This window comes from Citrobacter pasteurii, assembly GCF_019047765.1.
Taxonomy (GTDB): Bacteria; Pseudomonadota; Gammaproteobacteria; order Enterobacterales; family Enterobacteriaceae; genus Citrobacter; species Citrobacter pasteurii.
The window spans coordinates 2,447,716-2,467,160 of sequence record NZ_CP077262.1; the positions used below are offsets into that span (position 1 = coordinate 2,447,716).

At 52.6% G+C, this 19,445-nt stretch carries 20 protein-coding genes, 1 pseudogene and 1 riboswitch; of the genes and pseudogenes, 7 read left to right on the forward strand and 14 right to left on the reverse strand.

The window, feature by feature from the left end:
* Positions 1–101 precede the first annotated feature (101 nt).
* A pseudogene (locus tag I6L54_RS11930) lies at positions 102–461 on the forward strand (transposase); the annotation flags it as partial.
* A gap of 81 nt (positions 462–542) precedes the next feature.
* Here the strand turns inward: I6L54_RS11930 and ychF are convergent.
* Together ychF and pth are read right to left on the reverse strand one after the other, a co-directional pair.
* Complete coding sequence (ychF, locus tag I6L54_RS11935; protein WP_005122324.1) at positions 543–1,637, reverse strand: redox-regulated ATPase YchF; 1,095 nt, start codon at positions 1,635–1,637, stop codon at positions 543–545.
* 115 nt (positions 1,638–1,752) lie between these two features.
* Positions 1,753–2,337, reverse strand: a complete 585-nt coding sequence (pth, locus tag I6L54_RS11940) for an aminoacyl-tRNA hydrolase (RefSeq protein WP_003020814.1) — start codon at positions 2,335–2,337, stop codon at positions 1,753–1,755.
* 274 nt (positions 2,338–2,611) lie between these two features.
* Here pth and ychH point away from each other — a divergent pair, with 274 nt between their 5' ends.
* The gene (ychH, locus tag I6L54_RS11945) at positions 2,612–2,890 is read left to right on the forward strand and encodes a stress-induced protein YchH (RefSeq protein WP_005122329.1); all 279 of its coding nucleotides are present in this window, start codon (positions 2,612–2,614) and stop codon (positions 2,888–2,890) included.
* A gap of 46 nt (positions 2,891–2,936) precedes the next feature.
* On the opposite strand, the gene I6L54_RS11950 is transcribed toward ychH, so the two are convergent.
* The 12 genes from I6L54_RS11950 to lolB all read right to left on the reverse strand — a co-directional run bounded on the left by I6L54_RS11950 (position 2,937) and on the right by lolB (position 14,712).
* Entirely contained in the window at positions 2,937–3,746 is an 810-nt protein-coding gene (locus I6L54_RS11950) for a cytochrome c1 (RefSeq protein WP_040233248.1), read from the reverse strand.
* Positions 3,747–3,750: 4 nt separating this feature from the next.
* A complete protein-coding gene (locus I6L54_RS11955; RefSeq protein WP_040233244.1) occupies positions 3,751–4,923 on the reverse strand; it encodes a cytochrome b in 1,173 nt (390 codons plus the stop codon).
* Between the two features lies 1 nt (position 4,924).
* Complete coding sequence (petA, locus tag I6L54_RS11960) at positions 4,925–5,476, reverse strand: ubiquinol-cytochrome c reductase iron-sulfur subunit (protein WP_005122337.1); 552 nt, start codon at positions 5,474–5,476, stop codon at positions 4,925–4,927.
* Between the two features lie 24 nt (positions 5,477–5,500).
* Positions 5,501–5,941 (reverse strand): pseudoazurin, encoded by a 441-nt coding sequence (locus tag I6L54_RS11965; protein WP_005122339.1) that lies wholly within the window; start codon positions 5,939–5,941, stop codon positions 5,501–5,503.
* An 18-nt stretch (positions 5,942–5,959) separates the two neighbouring features.
* On the reverse strand, positions 5,960–6,739 hold the full coding sequence (locus tag I6L54_RS11970) for an ABC transporter ATP-binding protein (RefSeq protein ID WP_005122340.1): 780 nt from the start codon (positions 6,737–6,739) through the stop codon (positions 5,960–5,962).
* Positions 6,736–7,800, reverse strand: coding sequence for a FecCD family ABC transporter permease (locus tag I6L54_RS11975; protein ID WP_040233242.1), 1,065 nt, complete (start codon positions 7,798–7,800; stop codon positions 6,736–6,738). Before I6L54_RS11975 ends, I6L54_RS11970 begins: the two co-directional genes overlap by 4 nt.
* A 65-nt stretch (positions 7,801–7,865) precedes the next feature.
* On the reverse strand, positions 7,866–8,918 hold the full coding sequence (locus I6L54_RS11980) for an ABC transporter substrate-binding protein (protein ID WP_040233263.1): 1,053 nt from the start codon (positions 8,916–8,918) through the stop codon (positions 7,866–7,868).
* Between the two features lie 211 nt (positions 8,919–9,129).
* Positions 9,130–9,359: riboswitch (cobalamin riboswitch) on the reverse strand.
* Positions 9,360–9,600: 241 nt separating this feature from the next.
* Entirely contained in the window at positions 9,601–10,116 is a 516-nt protein-coding gene (locus I6L54_RS11985) for a GNAT family N-acetyltransferase (protein WP_040233239.1), read from the reverse strand.
* Between the two features lie 108 nt (positions 10,117–10,224).
* On the reverse strand, positions 10,225–11,904 hold the full coding sequence (gene dauA, locus I6L54_RS11990) for a C4-dicarboxylic acid transporter DauA (RefSeq protein WP_072041496.1): 1,680 nt from the start codon (positions 11,902–11,904) through the stop codon (positions 10,225–10,227).
* A gap of 124 nt (positions 11,905–12,028) precedes the next feature.
* Positions 12,029–12,976, reverse strand: a complete 948-nt coding sequence (gene prs / locus I6L54_RS11995; RefSeq protein ID WP_001518537.1) for a ribose-phosphate diphosphokinase — start codon at positions 12,974–12,976, stop codon at positions 12,029–12,031.
* A 264-nt stretch (positions 12,977–13,240) separates the two neighbouring features.
* Positions 13,241–14,092, reverse strand: a complete 852-nt coding sequence (gene ispE, locus I6L54_RS12000) for a 4-(cytidine 5'-diphospho)-2-C-methyl-D-erythritol kinase (protein ID WP_005126358.1) — start codon at positions 14,090–14,092, stop codon at positions 13,241–13,243.
* Positions 14,089–14,712, reverse strand: coding sequence for a lipoprotein insertase outer membrane protein LolB (gene lolB, locus I6L54_RS12005; RefSeq protein WP_005126359.1), 624 nt, complete (start codon positions 14,710–14,712; stop codon positions 14,089–14,091). The genes ispE and lolB overlap by 4 nt, the downstream gene beginning before the upstream one ends.
* A 304-nt stretch (positions 14,713–15,016) precedes the next feature.
* On the opposite strand from lolB, the gene hemA reads away from it, so the two are divergent.
* Genes hemA through sirB1 form a run of 5 tightly spaced genes read left to right on the forward strand, consistent with a single transcriptional unit; the run spans position 15,017 to position 19,432 of the window.
* Positions 15,017–16,273, forward strand: coding sequence for a glutamyl-tRNA reductase (gene hemA, locus I6L54_RS12010; RefSeq protein ID WP_040233235.1), 1,257 nt, complete (start codon positions 15,017–15,019; stop codon positions 16,271–16,273).
* A 41-nt stretch (positions 16,274–16,314) separates the two neighbouring features.
* Entirely contained in the window at positions 16,315–17,397 is a 1,083-nt protein-coding gene (gene prfA, locus I6L54_RS12015; protein WP_005126363.1) for a peptide chain release factor 1, read from the forward strand.
* Positions 17,397–18,230: a peptide chain release factor N(5)-glutamine methyltransferase gene (gene prmC, locus I6L54_RS12020; RefSeq protein ID WP_040233233.1), complete on the forward strand. Its 834-nt coding sequence runs from the start codon at positions 17,397–17,399 to the stop codon at positions 18,228–18,230. The genes prfA and prmC overlap by 1 nt, the downstream gene beginning before the upstream one ends.
* Positions 18,227–18,619 (forward strand): invasion regulator SirB2, encoded by a 393-nt coding sequence (gene sirB2 / locus I6L54_RS12025; protein ID WP_040233231.1) that lies wholly within the window; start codon positions 18,227–18,229, stop codon positions 18,617–18,619. Before prmC ends, sirB2 begins: the two co-directional genes overlap by 4 nt.
* Positions 18,620–18,622: 3 nt before the next feature.
* Complete coding sequence (gene sirB1, locus I6L54_RS12030) at positions 18,623–19,432, forward strand: invasion regulator SirB1 (protein WP_005126366.1); 810 nt, start codon at positions 18,623–18,625, stop codon at positions 19,430–19,432.
* Positions 19,433–19,445 lie beyond the last annotated feature (13 nt).

Genomic DNA, 19,445 nt, shown 5'->3' on the forward strand with positions numbered 1-19,445 from the left:
AGTTTGTGAAGAGTGGTGGGGGTGTAAGCATCCCGGTAAAACGGCCCATTCACTTTTAGAGATCTTCCAACATACTGATTATATCCCTTGGGGAGATCACTATGCGTAAGATCCGATTCACTGAACACCAGATCATCGCCGTACTGAAGTCCGTCGAAGCCGGACGTACCGTCAAGGATGTGTGCCGTGAGGCCGCTATTTCGGAGGCCAGTTATTACAACTGGAAGGCAAAGTATGGCGGGATGGAAGTGGCCGATATTAAAAAAATCAAAGACCTTGAGGATGAGAATCGACGTTTGAAACAAATGTTTGCCGACCTGAGTCTGGAAAATCTCACGTTAAAAGACGTCATCGAAAAAAAAGCTTTAAAACCAGCGATAAAGCGTGAGCTCGTCAGCTATCTGACGGCACAATTTGCCATGAGTTTACGCCAGGCCTGCAGGACGTTATCGTTGACAAAAATCCACGCAGCAGCGTGGATTTTTTTCGCGTTCATTGATCTGACAAAGCTCCGGAAAGCCTGATCAGACAGCAGAAGCAACTTAGACGTTGAACAGGAAGTTCATCACATCGCCATCTTTAACGATGTAATCTTTACCTTCTGCACGCATCTTGCCGGCTTCTTTCGCGCCTTGCTCACCTTTATAGGTGATGAAGTCTTCAAACGCGATAGTTTGTGCGCGGATAAAGCCTTTCTCAAAGTCGGTGTGGATCTTACCGGCTGCCTGCGGAGCGGTTGCGCCGACAGGGATGGTCCATGCACGGACTTCTTTCACACCCGCGGTGAAGTAGGTCTGCAGGTTCAGCAGTTCGTAGCCTGCGCGGATAACGCGGTTCAGGCCAGGCTCTTCCAGACCCAGTTCAGCCATAAATTCGTCACGATCAGCATCGTCGAGTTCAGCGATGTCAGCTTCAACAGCGGCACAAACGGCAACCACGACAGATCCTTCAGCGTCGGCGATTTCGCGAACTTTATCGAGGTACGGATTGTTTTCAAAACCGTCTTCGTTCACGTTGGCGATATACATGGTTGGCTTCAGCGTCAGGAAGCTCAGGTATTTGATGGCTGCTTTGTCTTCATCGGTCAGGTTTTTCAGCGCTCGCAGCATACCGGCGTTTTCCAACTGCGGCAGGCATTTTTCCAGTGCAGCCAGTTCTGCTTTCGCGTCTTTATCACCGCCTTTGGCTTTCTTCTGTACGCGGTGGATAGCACGCTCGCAGGTGTCGAGATCGGACAGTGCCAGTTCGGTGTTGATAACGTCGATATCGTCAGCCGGATCCACTTTGTTGTTAACGTGGATAATGTTGTCGTTTTCGAAGCAGCGAACAACGTGACCGATAGCTTCGGTTTCACGAATGTTGGTCAGGAACTGGTTACCCAGGCCTTCGCCTTTGGATGCGCCTTTTACCAGGCCCGCGATATCCACAAATTCCATTGTGGTTGGCAGGATACGCTGCGGTTTGACGATTTCGGCCAGTTGATCCAGACGAGGATCGGGCATCGGAACAACACCCGTGTTCGGCTCGATAGTACAGAACGGGAAGTTTGCCGCTTCAATACCCGCTTTTGTGAGCGCGTTGAACAGGGTGGATTTGCCTACGTTTGGCAAACCGACGATACCGCATTTGAATCCCATGTTTAAATCACCTTAATCTTTTGATATTCAACCTGTTATGGAAAACAGATTGTAGAAATGTAAATAACTTTGCCTATTATACACAGCACGCGAGAAAAATGCCGCACATCGCTGCTTATTGCGCTTTAAAGGTGTGTAACCGGCTCGTTGCCTTGGTGAGTCCATCTTTGAATAAAATCTCGGTACAACGTGCCGCTTCGTCAATGGCTTCATCAATTAACTTCTGTTCTGAAACAGGCGGTTTGCCTAAAACAAAACCGACAACTTTATTTTTATCGCCCGGATGGCCGATTCCAACGCGTAAACGATGAAAGTTAGGGTTATTGCCTAACTTGCTGATGATGTCTTTCAGGCCGTTATGCCCGCCATGACCGCCGCCAAGCTTAAATTTGGCGACGCCGGGCGGCAGATCTAATTCATCGTGGGCGACCAGAATTTCATCAGGGTTAATGCGATAAAAGCTGGCCATCGCGCCAACGGCTTTGCCGCTCAGATTCATAAATGTGGTCGGTACCAGCAGGCGGACATCTTCACCTTCGAGCGTGACTCTGGAGGTGTAACCGAAGAATTTCGGCTCATCGCGCAGCGGGGCACGGAGTCTCTCTGCCAGTAAATCGACGTACCATGCGCCTGCATTATGTCGCGTTGCCGCATACTCTGCGCCGGGGTTCGCCAGGCCGACAATCAATTTAATCGCCACGTTATTTGTCCTGAGTGTGTCTATAACCGGCGTGTAGTTTACTGTTTGCCGACGCGCTTGACAAAAAACTGCGTGGGTCGCACCGAAAACTGAATAATTGCAGGAATGGACTATTGGAAATTGAGGGTGTTCAGTAGCTTATTTGTAAAGTTTTGTTGCGTTGGTGTTTGTATTTGTGATCACAGGCGCACTTGCGAATGGCAGTGTTGTCTATACTTTACACATAAGGATTAGGGGTATTCCCTGTAACAACCCAAAGTTCCGGAGGTGACACATGAAACGCAAAAACGCTTCGTTACTCGGTAACGTGCTCATGGCTTTAGGGTTGGTGGTGATGGTTGGTGGTGTTGGTTACTCTATTTTAAACCAGTTACCGCAATTTAATCTGCCACAGTTTTTCGCACATGGTGCCGTGCTCAGTATTTTTGTTGGTGGCGTCCTCTGGCTGGCGGGTGCCCGCGTCGGCGGACATGAACAAATCAGTGACCGCTACTGGTGGGTTCGCCATTACGACAAACGTTGCCGTCGTAATAATAGCCAACGCCACAGCTAAGTGCTGACATAACCTGCAGACCAGCCAGCGTTTCGCTGACTGGTCGTTAGTTTTTCTCGTTGCTGCGCGAGCGGGATCGCATGCGCTGTAACAGTGCTAATAGCGCCAGCATACTCGCCAGATATCCCATCACGATCGCTCCCTGGTGTTTTCTGCTCTCAAGCTGCGGGTCAGCGGCCCACGCCAGAAACGCGGTGACATCTCGTGCGTACTGTTCTTCTGTTTGGGGAGCATGCGTTTGCATAGCCCAGGTGATGTCATTGTCAGCCAGCGGTTTAGGCATATTAATTATCCCGCCTGGGAAAAAACGGTTGGTTTTCATCTCCGGGTCATCGGTTGCATACCCGGTCAGCAGCGCATAAACGTAATCAGCGCCTTGCTCGGTGTAGGGGGTGAACGCATCCAGTAAAAATCGCGGAAACCCGCGGTCGTAGGTTCGCGCTCGAACGATATAGCTCAGGTCAACCGGCAGCGCGCCATTATTAAGGTATTTTGCTTCCTGTTCATTCAGATAAGGTGACGCGAAAACATCGTTCAGATTGCCTTCCCGTTCGCCGGGTTGACTGTCGTCTTCAATTGTCGCGAAGACGTAGCCGCTGGCCAGTGTTTTGGCCTCCGCCTCACTGAGTTGCGGCCCTCCAGCTTTAGTTAACGTTTTGAAAGTGAGATATTTCATACCGTGGCAGGCCCGGCATTTCTCTTCATAGACCTGCAGCCCGCGTCGCAGTTGTTCGCTATCGTGTTTACCGCTCACGCCGCTAAACGACCATGTCTGCGCGGTGGGTAGCTGTGCGCCAATCGCGTTGCTCAAGAAAAGAGCCAGAGTCAGAGTTACAGTGGTTAAAAATCGCGCCATGATGTCAGCCCTGTCGTTCCAGTAAACGTCGGCACGGCAGCACAAGCAGAAACCATGCAAAATAAATAAGTGTTGAAAGCTGAGACGCCGCGCGTGTCCAGCCATCGTCATCGCTAAAACCATCAACTAAGTCCGGCCCGACCAATGCTTTTGAGCCCAACCAACCCAGAAAGAGCGCATTGGCGACCCAAAACCAAAAAATGGCTTTAACCAGCCGACTGTTATTACGAAACCGTGCGTGTGACGTATCCAGCCAGGGGAGAAAATAGAAAATCAGTACCGCCGCGCACATCGCAGTGATGCCTGCCAGTTCATTGGGGAAGCAGCGCAGAATGGAGAAAAAAGGCAGGAAGTACCATTCAGGCGCGACGATAGCCGGTGTGAGTGTCGGGTCTGCCGGGATAAAGTTATCGGCGCTGCTGAGATAGCGCGGCGCGAAAAACAGAAACCAGGCGAACAGCATTAAAAAGAGGGTGAGTTTGATAGCATCGTTTTCGGTGATGCGAAAATCGAACAACACACGCTGAGACTCTTTGGGCGAAAATGTTTTCTTCCGCGCGTGGGCAAAAGCCGACTGGACGGTACGGACGTGCCATATCGTAACCGCGACAATGGCGAAGGGGATGATAAAGTGAAGGACATAAAAACGGCCTAATGTCGGTGTGCCGGGCATATAGCCACCGACCAAAAAGGTATATAGCGTATCGCCAATAAACGGTACCGCGCGGGCGAAACTGGTGATGACCGTAGCGGCCCAGTAGCTTTTTTGCCCCCAAATCAGGCTATAGCCGAGAAACGCGGTGATCATCAATAGCACATACAGCGTCACGCTGATTGCCCACATCTTCAGATAGGGTTTGCGGTAGACGTTGTAATACATTGCCCGGAAAATATGCAGATAACAGGCGAAGAAAAAAAGCGATGCGCCAATAGCATGCAGATTGCGCACCAACTCACCGTGTCTGACCGCGCGCAGAATATGAACAATAGAGTCAAAAGCGGATCCTGCTGTAGGCACATAGAACATAGCCAGCACGATACCGGAGAGCATTTGCACGCCCAGCATGACCAGCAATATGAGACCGATAGCAAAAATCCACACGCCAGCGACTGAGCGGGGGACAGGAAGACGAAACTGCAGGTGATACCACGGGGGGGACGGATAAGCGGATTTCATCTCAGGCATCCTTCGTACCAATACGCAGACTCAGGCCGTCAGCCGACACGCTAAAGTCAGGGATGGCCAGATTCGCCGTGGCCGGGCCTCGCGTCACGCGCCCGGAGGTATCAAACTCGGAACCATGACACGGGCAAACCCAGCCCTGTCCGTTGGGGTTGGCATTGGGTACACAACCCGCGTGGGGGCAGTAACCTTGTACAACCAGCCACTGTGGATGTGCCGCTGCCACCCGCTCGCTATCCGCCTGTGGATCGGCCAGTAGACGCAGATCAGCTTGCCGCGCCGCGGCGATCTCCTCCGCCGTGCGGTGGCGAATCAGGATCAGTTTTCCCTGCCAGATACGCTTCACCGTCTGGCCTGCGGTTACGCCAGCGAGGGAGACATCAACGGGTTCATTTTCCGCCACAGTTTTATCATCCGGACCCAGCGCGGAAATGAGTGGCCAGACGGCGGCGGTCACGCCCGCTGCGCCGACAAATTTTGTCAGCTTGCACAGGCAATCGCGTCGCTGAGTTTGGATTGTTTCGCTAAGCGTTTTTTTATCCACCACCGTTATTCTCCCTTTATGACGGCGTTACTGTTTATCGATGCGGGTATAAATTTCCTGAAAACGCTTATCGGCAAGACCAGGGGCTTTGAACGCGCGGTAGCTGTCGGGTAAAACGGCATCGCCGACTTTAATCAGCATGATCATGCCCTGCGCGTAGTGCGGTGAACATTTGATGCCGTAGAAACCTGCATTGTCGTATTTCACTTCAATCTCTTCATCGATTTTGCCGATAAAACCGGGATATCCGGCGGGAGAGAGTTCGGCAATCGACGCGGCATTGTGGCTCTTATGTTTGCGGATAAACTTCACGCTATCACCTGGCTGGATCGCCAGATAGTCCGGCTCATAAACCATCGGGCCGCCTGTACCGCGGTTTTTCATCAGCACTTCGTAGGTTTGTGCAAAAGCCGTCGAGGTGAAGGCTAACAGGCATAAGATTTGTAAACTTTGCTTAACACGTTTCATTGCGGTTCCTTTCGGTGTTTACGCGGGGCGTTGGTAACGGATAAAACAGTTCGCTTCGTCGGGGGCGTGTTCGACAATCGCATCGATCCCAAACCAGCTATTAAGATTTTCACGGGTAAAAATGGCGGCAGGACGCCCCTGCATCGCCAGCTGTCCGGCTTTCATCACCATGATGCGATCGCAGAACATCGCCGCATGATTCAGGTCGTGTAGTGCGGCGATGACGGTGAGTTTTTCACGTTTAACCAGATTGAGCAGGCCAATCTGATGCTGGATATCAAGATGGTTTGTCGGCTCATCCATCAGCAGGACCTGCGGCTGTTGTGCCAGCGCTCTGGCGATGTGCAGACGTTGACGCTCTCCGCCGGAGAAGGTATGCCAGCAGCGATGCTGCATGTTTTGTAGGGAGACTTTCTCCAGCATCGTCTGCACAATATCGTCGTCTTTCCTCGACCACGGTGACAGCAGGCTCAGCCATGGCGTGCGACCAAGCGAAACCGCCTGAATGGCGGTAAGACGCTCGCTGGTTTCAGCCTGTTGTTCAACCAGTGCCACCTTTTGCGCCAGATGGCGGCGTGAATAACGACGAATGTCCTGATGGTTTAGCGTAACGTGCCCGGAAGACGGTTTCAGTAAACCTGCCAGGAGCGAAATCAACGACGTTTTCCCGGAACCATTGGGGCCGATAATGCCGACAAACTCGCCGCGCGAGACCTGAAAAGAGACATCATTGACGATGGCTTTGCCTTTGACTTCCCAGTACAGATGCTGGGCGTTTACCACAGGATTAGCGGTCATTTCCCCGGATTCCCTCGTATCAAAATGATGGCAAATGCAGGTGCGCCGACCAGTGCGGTAATCACGCCGATCGGCAAGACCTGTCCTGGAAGTAAGGTGCGTGAAATAACATCCGCGACGATGAGGAAAATGGCGCCAATAAGTGCGCTGACGGGCAATAGGCGATGGTGCTGATTTCCCACCAGTAATCGCGCAGCATGGGGAATGACCAGTCCGACAAAGCCAATAGCGCCGACGATTGACACCATGATGGCCGTCATCCCTGTCACGGCGGCAATCAGTACGCCACGGGTGCGTTTTACGGGAATGCCCAGCGATGCCGCCGATTCCGCGCCAAACGAGAAAGCATCCAGGTGGCGGGCATAGCAAAAGCAAACGATGATGCCTATCAGCGCAGTAGGGATTGCCAGCACGACATCCGGCCAGCGTACCCCACTGAGATTGCCCAGCAGCCAGAACATGATGCCTCTAGCCTGTTCGGCATTGGCTGAACGCGTAATGATGAGCGAGGTAATGGCATTGAAGAGCTGCGAACTGGCAATCCCGGCGAGAATGATTTGCGTGGTGGCCGAGCCGCTTTTGCCCCTTGCCGCCATCGCCAATAGCGCGACAAACAGAAATGCCGTCAGCGCGCCAATAAACGCGCCAAGCGACATGGAAATGATCCCTGCGCCAAGTCCGGTCAGGGCGATGAGCACCGCGCCCGTTGAGGCTCCGGCAGAAATACCCAGCAGGTAAGGTTCGGCCAGCGCATTGCGCAGCAACGACTGGAGAACCACGCCTGAAACCGCCAGACAGGCTCCGCAGCAGGCGGAAACCAGCGCACGGGTCAGGCGGTAGTTCCAGATAATCCCGGCATCAAGCGCATCCACCGCATACTGTGTATCAAACAAGCGGTTTGCCAGCGTATGGCTGACATGCCGCCACGGGATAACCGTCTCACCGATTGAAATGCCCGCCAGAAGGACGCCGAACATCACCATGCTGACCCACAGCGTGTGGAACAGCGTCCGGCTGGCAAGTTGGCTCATGGCATGACGCGTCCTGCGTAATTCGCTCATTGTTTACGACTTCCCGGAATACGAAAGGGCGCTATGCCCGCATAAGGCATAACGCGCGACGAGAGTTAGTGAGTCGTCTGAGGGTGCGCCAGACCATATTGCACCAGCGCATCGGCGAGTTTTTCCAGCCCGTCAATGGTTCTGATACCCGCGTTCATGGTCTGCACGTCGATCACCGGCAGGTGGTTTTCTTTCACTGCCGGGATCAGGCGGGTAACAGGATCGGACGTGAGGTATTCCATTTTGACTTTCCAGTCATCGGCCGGGAAGCGGCGACGGCCCATCTCGCCGAGGACGATGACCGATGGGTTGGCTTTGGCAATGGTTTCCCAACCTACCGTTGGCCACTCTTCAGCGGAATCAATGACATTTTTCACCCCAAGAGATTGCGCTATCCACGCCGCGGGACCAAATTTCCCGGCGACATAAGGGTCAAGCTGCAGGTCGGCGCTGGAGAACCAAAAGACGGCAGATACGTGGTTGTCCATACCGGCAATCTTAGCTTTCGCGGCGGCTTCACGTGCTTTCAGGCTGGCAATCAGCTCATCGCCTTTGTCCTGTACATCAAAAATTTTCGCCAGGTCGGCAATTTCCTGATAGACCATGGCGATATCAAACATGCTCTTACGCACGCCGTCACCGCCGTCTTCGTTGTCTTTAGCGCAGTCGGCTGGGGCGGTATAAACCGGAACGTGTAATTCGCTAAATTGTTCGTAAGAAGCAACTGTGCCCGCAGGGCCAATCTGCCATTCAAACTGACTGGCCACCAGATCCGGTTTTTTCGCAATAATCCCTTCGAAACTCGGGATGTTTTGCGCAATGACCGCAATCTTGTCATTCGCCGCTTTGTATTGTTCAGGTACCGGGCTAAACCACAGTGATGTCCCAACAACACGATCGGCCAGACCCAGGGAATAGAGGATTTCAGTACTGTTTTGTCCAACGGTAGTCACGCGTTTTGGCGCATGATTAAACGTAATATCCCTACCACAGTTTTTGATCGTTAGTGGATATTCTGTTTTAGCCGCAGAAGCCATATTGCTGGTCAGGAAGAGTGCTGCGCCAGTCAGTGCCAGAAGTGAAAGTTTGCAATAAGCAGAGGTTAATTTTGCGTGCATTAGCGTTGTCCCGTTCATGCCAGAATCTGAACGTCTGGTCATGGTTCATTTCGTTCCATAAATTCGGGACAGGCACATGACGATAGATGACATCTAATCGTGAACTGCGGGCAAGATAATATGAAAATAAAACATATTGTTGCCAATTTGTTCAGAAATTATATTACTCATTCGTCAAATAAATCACCCCATGGACCATCCCGTCCACTCAATGTATACAACCTTGACAGCAGGTCTCCTGGCTCGCGGCAATCTGAATATCGGCCTTCCCATAAATGCGTTCTTTACAGTGACCTGTCGTGGATAATCCACGACACAGTGATATTCAGTTTCCGCTTACAGTTGCGGGGGCAGCTATGGCATAAGATTAAAATAATCCGCACCATATTCCGTTTCAAAATGATAAATAGATTCTGAAATACTGTCGGTGGGGACTTTATCGGTATCGAATAGCTCCGTCAACCGCTTGAATAAGTAGGGTTGATGCCGCTTTTTGTTTTTAATTCAATAAAATCAATTTGTTGCTTTTGTGCTTGTGACATTAATTATGTGGAAAGCACAAAAGTCGATAAACTAAATGAGAATTGTTTGATGTTGATCAATTAATGTTTTCTTTGCCGGGCTGACCACGATTAATAGCGAAATTTACTGTGATATTTAATTATTTGCGCGGCGTCACATTTTATTGATGTTTTTCCATGTGCACGATTTGCTGCTCGCCACCTTCATCAAAATAGACGGTAAAGTGATTTCGCAACCAGAATTGATAGCCACCAGGTAAAAAATGGTGGGTGTGCAGATAGCGTGTTTTATATTGTTGCTGGTCGCAAAATTGTTCCGCCAGCAGAACAAGTTGACTGCCTATGCCTTGCCGACGATATTCCTGTGCGACGTAGCAGCGACAAATTTCCGCGGTTGAGGATAATTGATAGCGTCCACGCAGTGCCGGTATTCGGTCATCGTACTGGCAAACCGCCAGCGTAGCGATAAGTTGCTGTCGGTTATTCCATGCGCCGAGCAACCGATTTCGCGGTTGATGGAGGTAGTGTGAGCGCAGATTTAATACATCTGCATGCGGTTCAGGTGCTGGTCGGTTAGCGTTAAAATAGAGATTTAAATGGTGGATAATAAACGACTGAACGGACGAAATATCATCCTCAGTTATTTCACGGAATATAAATGCAGTATCAGCGTTCATCGTTGCAGATATCATCAGAACAAGGGAAACTGGATAATAGCAACTCAGACGCGTTTACAGAAGAGAAGTGTTACCGGCAAGCCTGCGCAAGCCGGTAACATAGTATGATTAAATATCTGCCAGCGCGGCATCACGGTTCGGGAAGAACGCCAGACGACCAGGAATGGGTTGGATACCCGCGCGCGCCATGGTGCGTAGCGGCTGGAACTCCAGATTACTGATACGCAGCTCACAACCCTCCGGCAGGCGTTTAACAAAACGCTGGAAGGCGTCCAGACCGCCGGCATCCAGCACCGGTACTGCGTCCCACTTCAGCACCACAATGCGTTTGCCTTCAAGGCGAGATTCGAGATCGGTAAAGAGTCCCTCTGCTGCGGCAAAGAAAAGCGGGCCAATAACGCGTAGTACCAGTACATCGTTTGGTACGTCTACGTTGACCGGAGCCAGACGCGTCATGCGTGCAATACGGCGCATAAACAGCAGCGAAGCGAGAACAATACCGACGCTGATGGCGATAACCATATCGAACAGCACCGTCAAAGACATACACATCAGCATGACGATGATGTCGTCTTTTGGCGCGTGGCGCAGCAGATCCACAACTTTATGCGCTTCGCTCATGTTCCATGCCACCATCAGTAGCAGGGCAGCCATCGCCGAAAGGGGTAGCCAGGAGAGCAGCGGTGCCAGAACCAGCAGGGCGAGGATCACCAGAATCGCGTGAATGACCGCAGAAATTGGCGACGTTGCGCCGGCACGAACGTTAGCTGCTGAACGGGCAATCGCGGCGGTGGCGGTAATACCACCAAAGAATGGGGCGACAATATTACCCAGACCCTGACCAATCAGTTCGCTATTGGCTTTATGCTTGGTGCCGGTCATCCCATCGAGGACGACGGCGCACAGCAGAGATTCGATTGCCCCGAGCATTGCCATCGAGAAGGCTGCCGGTAACAGCGCCTGTAACGAGCTCCAGCTCAGGGTAAAGTTTGACTCCGGCATATTCCACGGTAAAACCAGCTGCGGCAGCAGCTGTGGGATACCATTGCCCTGTGAGCCGTCAGCCAGAATATAGTGGAACTGAGATCCGATGGTGGCGACATGGCCGCCAGTCAGGTTCACGATACCCATTACCGCACAGCCTGCCAGTAGTGCTGGAAGGTGGCCCGGTAATCGGATACCCAGACGCGGCCAGACAATCAGGATCCCCAGCGTTACCACGCCAATCGCAGCATCACCCACGTTGATGGTTGGCAGGGCCATAAACAGCGCGCCAACCTTCTGCAAATAGTGCTCTGGCACATGAGCCATCTGCAGGCCAAGAAAATCTTTAATCTGCATGGTACCGATGGTGATACCAATACCTGAGGTAAAACCTAACGTAACGGACACCGGAATATATTCGATCAGGCGGCCAAAGCGAGCGAGGCCGAAGAGGATCAGGAATATCCCGGACATGAGCGTGGCGACCAGCAGACCTGCCAGCCCAAACTGTTGCGACACCGGATACAGAATCACCACGAAGGCGGCGGTGGGGCCTGATACGCTAAAGCGTGAGCCCCCGGTGAGGGCAATAACAATCCCAGCCACGGCTGAGGTATACAAGCCGTACTGTGGTGCAACGCCACTACCGATTGCCAGCGCCATCGCCAGTGGGATGGCAATTATCCCAACCGTTATCCCGGCGATCAGGTCGCGGGTAAAGCGAGAAGCGGTATATTTTTCTTTCCAACAAGCGTCGATGAGGGCGCGGAAAGGCATCACATGTGAGGAAAATAATCTGTTCACAATAATGTTTCATCCATGGGCGCATCATCTGTCAACTGAATGGCAGGTGAAGGAGGCAAAAGTCATACAAATAAATATTACAGATAAAAAAACCCGCCGCAGCGGGTTTTTGAGCCTGGCTCGATTAATGCTCGAACATAGCAGAGATGGATTCTTCGTTGCTGATACGACGAATCGCTTCGGCCAGCATACCCGACAGAGTCAACGTACGCACGTTTGGCAGTGCTTTGATTTCGTCGGTCAGTGGAATGGTGTCACAGACAACGACTTCATCAATTACTGAATTGCGCAGGTTGTTTGCCGCATTACCTGAGAAGATCGGGTGAGTTGCATAAGCAAATACGCGTTTAGCACCACGCTCTTTCAGCGCTTCAGCTGCTTTACACAGCGTACCGCCGGTATCGATCATGTCATCAACCAGCACGCAGTCACGGCCCGCAACGTCACCAATGATGTGCATCACCTGAGAAACGTTCGCACGTGGGCGACGTTTATCGATGATAGCCATATCGGTATCGTTCAGCAGTTTAGCGATAGCGCGGGCACGCACGACGCCACCGATATCCGGAGAAACCACAATCGGGTTGTCCAGATTCAGCTGCAGCATGTCTTCTAACAGAATCGGGCTACCGAATACGTTATCAACCGGCACATCAAAGAAGCCCTGGATCTGTTCAGCATGCAGGTCAACGGTGAGGACGCGGTCAACGCCAACGCTGGACAGGAAGTCCGCGACGACTTTAGCGGTAATCGGAACACGAGCAGAACGTACGCGACGATCCTGACGTGCATAGCCGAAGTAAGGGATAACGGCGGTGATACGGCCTGCGGAAGCACGGCGCAGCGCATCAACCATAACGACCAATTCCATCAGGTTGTCGTTAGTAGGGGCACAAGTGGACTGGATGATGAAAATATCACCACCGCGTACATTTTCATTAATTTGTACGCTGACTTCGCCGTCGCTAAAGCGACCTACAGCGGCGTCGCCGAGTGAAGTGTACAGGCGGTTGGCAATACGTTGTGCTAGTTCCGGGGTAGCGTTACCAGCAAAAAGCTTCATATCAGGCACGAGAAGAACCTCAGGCATGCGTCCATTGGTGGAAAGAATCTGCCGAAAACTGTGCGGGCCAGGCAGTATCCTCTCCAGGCGGTGTATTAAAGAGCGCGATGCAACGTCTGGAACGGGGTGACGTTGTCACCGCAACTCAGCTTGCCCGGCTTACTCGTCATCAGTCACGTTTCATGTGCTGGCATCAATTTCTCGCACCAGTCACATATTTTTGTATGTGTCTGGCGGTTCGTCATCTCGCCATCTTCCTGAAACCCAAATGATTTAGAGTAGCGCTCTGTGCAATGGGGAGAGGTTTACACCTTTCGCCACAAAGCCTTTGAGCCAATCCGGGGCTTGCTCAAGCACCTGGCGAGCACGGAACTCAGTGTCAAATTCAGCAAAGACACAAGCCCCTGTACCAGTCAGGCGCGACGGCGCGTATTCTAACAGCCAGGAAAGCGCCGCATCAACCTCGCGAAAACGTTTTCTTGCGATAACCTCGCAATCATTGCCGAATTCACATTTTAGTAACGTTTCTATTGACCTTTTTGGCGTGTTGCGCGGGAGGTCAGGATCTTTAAAAATCACCGGCGTTGGAATACTGACTCCCGGATGGGCGACCAGGTACCATTTTTCTGCTGGATTGACCGGCGTCAGGATTTCTCCTACGCCTTCAGCAAAGGCTGCGTGACCGCGTACGAATACCGGTACGTCGGCGCCCAGCGTTAAACCCATTATTGCCAGTTCATCTACAGACAACCCACACTGCCACAGATGATTCAGTGCCACTAAAACGGTGGCGGCATTCGATGAGCCACCGCCCAGACCACCGCCCATCGGCAGGCGCTTATGAATGCTGATGTCTGCGCCGCTGCCGGCTGGCAGGCGACCACGTTCCGTGGCGGTTTTCATGAGCAAGCGTGCGGCGCGCACAATCAGGTTGTCTTCATGCTCAACACCATCAACGGGCGTTAACAGGTGAATTTCACCGTCGCTGCGTACGTTGATACTAATCTCGTCGCCATAGTCGAGAAACTGGAACAGCGTTTGTAGCGTGTGATAACCGTCCGCACGCTGTCCGGTGATGTATAAAAACAGATTCAGTTTCGCCGGAGAGGGCCAGTGGGTCATCATTTCACAATCCAGTTATCCATTTTTAGCTTAATGCGCTGGGAGCCGTCGGACAGTTCCATGTTCGCCGGCATCGCTGGCTGCGTTTTGCTGTCATAGGCGCTGTACACGACTTTCCAGCTTTTACCGTCTTTACTGTAATTCACTTCACTCAGACGATATTGGTCGTCGAGTTTATAATCGGTGGCGTCTCCCGGCAGACCCAGGATCCACTGGCGCAGGCTGTTCAATGGAATAGGCATGCCGGTCAGTTTGCCAATCATCTCTTCGGCGTCGTCAGCGGTGTAGTGCTTCCCTTTGTTATCGACGAGTTCGACGTTGCCCGGTTGCGCGTTCAGTTCCAGTTCGGTACTACCCAACGGATTGGTCAGCAGAAGGCGATAGCGATCCTGGCCAGTTTGCTGCCAGAAAAAGCGGGCATACACTTTCTGCTGGTCGGAAATATAGGCAAACGCACCGCGTGTCTGATATTGGTTCAGTGCGCGCACTTCCTGCTGGTGCTGGCGCCATTGCGGAGAATCGGGGCTTTTACCGGGACCTTTCGGCGCGTTGAGCGTACAGGCGGTAAGAACCAGGCTTGCCAGCGGCAACAGACGGATCAGGCGAAAATCAGGCAGGGTCATAATGATGACAAATCCTTGTAATACGGTGCATTAATTGCCTGATGGCGCGGCGCTTATCAGGCCTACAAACTGAATCCGCAGGTTGGAAAAGACACGTTTTTCGCCATCCGGCAAAATCATGCCAGCGGTTGCAGTTATAACCCTTAATGCTAGCGCCGACCGTGAATATCGTCTACGGTCACGTTATCTTAATTTAAACCGTAAGCTATTACTCCAAAAGGGGGCAGTCTCTTTTATTGGCCGCACGCATCCTGTATGATGCACGCAGTCTAACCTTATCAACGCTGGTACTATTCCCGCACACATGACCCTTTTAGCGCTTGGTATTAACCATAAAACGGCACCTGTATCGCTGCGAGAACGCGTAACGTTTTCGCCGGACACGCTCGATCAGGCGCTGGACAGCCTGCTTGCGCAGCCAATGGTGCAGGGCGGGGTAGTGCTGTCGACGTGTAACCGCACAGAGCTGTATCTCAGCGTAGAAGAGCAGGATAACCTGCAGGAAGCGCTGATTCGCTGGCTGTGTGAGTACCACAATCTGAACGAAGAAGATCTGCGCAGTAGCCTCTACTGGCACCAGGACAACGATGCTGTCAGCCATCTGATGCGCGTTGCCAGCGGTCTGGATTCACTGGTGCTCGGCGAGCCACAAATTCTGGGGCAGGTGAAAAAAGCCTTTGCGGACTCGCAAAAAGGCCACCTGAACGCCAGTGCGCTGGAACGTATGTTCCAGAAATCATTCTCCGTTGCGAAACGTGTACGCACAGAAACGGATATCGGCGCCAGCGCGGTCTCAGTCGCCTTTGCTGCCTGTACGCTGGCGCGGCAGATCTTTGAATCCCTTTCCACGGTAACCGTGTTGTTAGTGGGTGCTGGCGAGACCATCGAGCTGGTGGCGCGACATCTGCGTGAGCACAAAGTGAAGAAGATGATCATCGCTAACCGCACACGTGAGCGTGCGCAGGTGCTGGCCGATGAAGTCGGTGCCGAGGTGATTTCGCTGAGCGATATAGATGCCCGCTTACAGGATGCCGATATTATTATCAGCTCTACCGCCAGCCCGCTGCCTATTATTGGCAAGGGGATGGTCGAACGTGCGCTAAAAAATCGCCGTAATCAGCCTATGCTGCTGGTCGATATTGCGGTACCACGCGACGTTGAACCGGAAGTGGGCAAACTGTCCAATGCCTATTTGTACAGTGTTGACGACCTGCAAAGCATCATTTCGCATAACCTGGCGCAGCGCAAAGCGGCCGCCGTGGAAGCGGAAACCATCGTTGCGCAGGAAACCAGCGAGTTTATGGCCTGGCTGCGAGCACAAAGCGCAAGCGAGACCATCCGCGATTATCGCAGTCAGTCTGAACAAATCCGTGATGAACTGACCGCCAAAGCGTTGGCTGCTCTGGAACAGGGCGGTGATGCGCAAGCCATTATGCAGGACCTGGCGTGGAAGCTGACTAACCGCCTGATCCACGCACCAACCAAATCACTTCAACAGGCCGCCCGTGACGGGGACAGTGAACGCCTGAATATTCTGCGCGACAGCCTCGGGCTGGAGTAGCAGTACACCAATCTCATTTTTTACAGGGTGCATTTACGCCTATGAAGCCTTCTATCGTTGCCAAACTGGAAGCCCTGCATGAACGCCATGAAGAAGTTCAGGCGCTGCTCGGTGATGCGGGAACTATCGCAGACCAGGAACGCTTTCGTGCATTGTCGCGCGAATATGCGCAATTAAGTGATGTTTCCCGTTGTTTTACGGACTGGCAACAGGTTCAGGACGATATCGAAACGGCACAGATGATGCTCGACGATCCTGAAATGCGTGAAATGGCGCAGGATGAACTGCGCGAAGCAAAGGAAAAATGTGAACAACTGGAACAGCATCTGCAGGTTCTGCTGCTGCCAACCGATCCTGATGATGAACGTAACGCCTTCCTCGAAGTGCGTGCGGGAACCGGTGGTGATGAAGCGGCGCTGTTTGCCGGCGATCTGTTCCGCATGTACAGCCGTTACGCTGAATCGCGTCGCTGGCGGGTAGAGATCATGAGCGCCAACGAAGGCGAACATGGTGGCTACAAAGAAATTATTGCCAAAGTCAGCGGTGATGGCGTGTATGGTCGACTGAAATTCGAGTCCGGCGGCCATCGCGTACAGCGCGTACCGGCGACCGAATCTCAAGGACGTATCCATACTTCTGCCTGTACGGTCGCGGTGATGCCGGAACTGCCGGAAGCAGAACTGCCGGATATCAACCCAGCCGATCTGCGTATTGATACCTTCCGCTCATCCGGCGCTGGGGGTCAGCACGTTAACACCACCGACTCCGCTATTCGTATTACCCACTTGCCAACCGGCATCGTGGTGGAGTGTCAGGACGAACGTTCGCAGCATAAAAACAAAGCGAAAGCGATGTCGGTGCTGGGGGCGCGTATTCGTGCCGCCGAAGTGGCCAGGCGTCAACAGGCGGAAGCCTCCGAACGTCGCAACCTGCTGGGCAGCGGCGATCGCAGCGATCGCAACCGCACCTATAACTTCCCGCAGGGGCGTGTGACCGATCACCGCATTAACCTGACGCTCTACCGTCTGGATGAAGCGATGGAAGGTAAACTGGATATGCTTATTGAGCCAATCGTCCAGGAATACCAGGCCGACCAACTGGCGGCGTTGTCCGAGCAGGATTAATGGACTATCAGCACTGGCTGCGTGAAGCGATAAGCCAATTACAGGCAAGCGAAAGCCCGCGACGTGACGCCGAGATTTTACTCGAGTTTGTCACCGGTAAGGGGCGCACCTTTATTCTGGCGTTCGGCGAAACGGTGTTAACCGAGGCGCAGCGTCAACGGCTCGATACATTACTGGAACGCCGTCAGCGGGGTGAGCCGGTAGCACATCTGACCGGCGTGCGCGAGTTCTGGTCGCTGCCGCTGTTTGTCTCTCCGGCTACGCTTATTCCACGCCCGGATACTGAGTGTCTTGTTGAGCAGGCGCTGGCTCGTCTGCCTGCCTCTGCGTGTCGTATTCTCGATTTGGGAACCGGTACGGGTGCCATTGCGCTGGCGCTGGCGTCTGAGCGTCCGGATTGCACGGTGACCGCGGTTGACCGCATGCCGGATGCCGTAGACCTGGCAAACCGCAACAAACAGCATCTGGCCATCGACAATGTGCGTGTGTTGCAAAGCGACTGGTTTAGTGCTTTGCAGGGGCAGCAGTTTGAGATGATCGTTAGTAACCCGCCGTACATCGATGAGCAGGATCCGCACCTGGCGCAGGGCGATGTACGTTTTGAGCCGCTATCGGCACTGGTGGCGGGCGAGCAGGGTATGGCGGATATCGTGCATATCATTGACCAGTCTCGACACATGCTAACGCCCGGCGGTTATCTGTTGCTGGAACATGGCTGGCAGCAGGGTGAGGCGGTACGCGACGCGTTTACCCGCGCAGGTTATCAGGCGGTTGAAACCTGTCGTGACTATGGCGGCAACGAGCGGATTACGCTTGGGCGCATCCCATCATGAATTCGTTCAGCACACTACTTACTATTCATCTCGTTAGCATCGCGCTTTCTGTCGGGCTACTCACGTTGCGTTTTTGGTGGCGTTCTACCAATACGCGCCTTGCATCATCGCGCTGGACGCGTATTCTGCCACCGATCATTGATACCGTTTTACTTCTCAGCGGCGTGGCGTTGATTGCTAAAACGCACATCCTGCCATTCACCGAACAGGGGACATGGCTGACTGAAAAGCTGTTTGGGGTTATCATTTACATCGTTTTGGGTTTTATTGCGCTCGATTACCGTCGGGCGCGCAGCCAGCAGGCGCGATTAATCGCATTTCCGCTGGCGCTGGTGGTGCTGTACATCATCATTAAACTCGCCACCACAAAAATACCGTTACTGGGGTAAGTCATGAGGTCGTTAGCTGATTTCGAATTTAATAAAGCGCCGTTGTGTGATGGGATGATCCTGGCGTCGGAGTCTATCCGTCTGGATTTTCCAACACAAACTGTCTATGACGAACTGGAACGTCTGGTTGGTCTGGCGCAAGAAGAAATTAGCCAGCTCCTGTCTCAGGATGAGCAACTGGAAAAACTGCTGGCACTTTTTTACGGCGAATGGGGTTTTACGGACACCCACGGCGTCTATCGTCTTTCTGATGCACTATGGCTTGACCAGGTTCTGAAAAACCGTCAGGGCAGCGCTGTGTCGCTGGGGGCGATCTTATTGTGGATTGCCAACCGACTGGAACTGCCGTTGGTACCGGTGATTTTCCCGACACAACTCATCCTGCGTATTGAATCGCTCGATGGCGAAATGTGGCTAATCAATCCGTTCAATGGCGAAACATTAAATGAACACACGCTGGAAGTGTGGTTGAAGGGGAATATCAGCCCGGTTGCGGAGTTATTTAACGAGGACCTGGATGAAGCGGATAACGCGGAAGTGATCCGCAAACTGCTCGACACGCTGAAATCATCACTGATGGAAGAGCGGCAAATGGAACTGGCGCTGCGAGCCAGCGAAGCATTACTGCAGTTTAATCCTGAGGATCCGTATGAAATACGCGATCGTGGATTGATTTACGCGCAGCTGGAATGTGAACATGTTGCGCTGACAGATTTAAGCTATTTCGTTGAACAGTGTCCGGAAGACCCGATCAGCGAAATGATCCGTGCGCAGATTAATACTATTTCGCACAAACAAATTGTATTGCATTGATTAATGACACTTT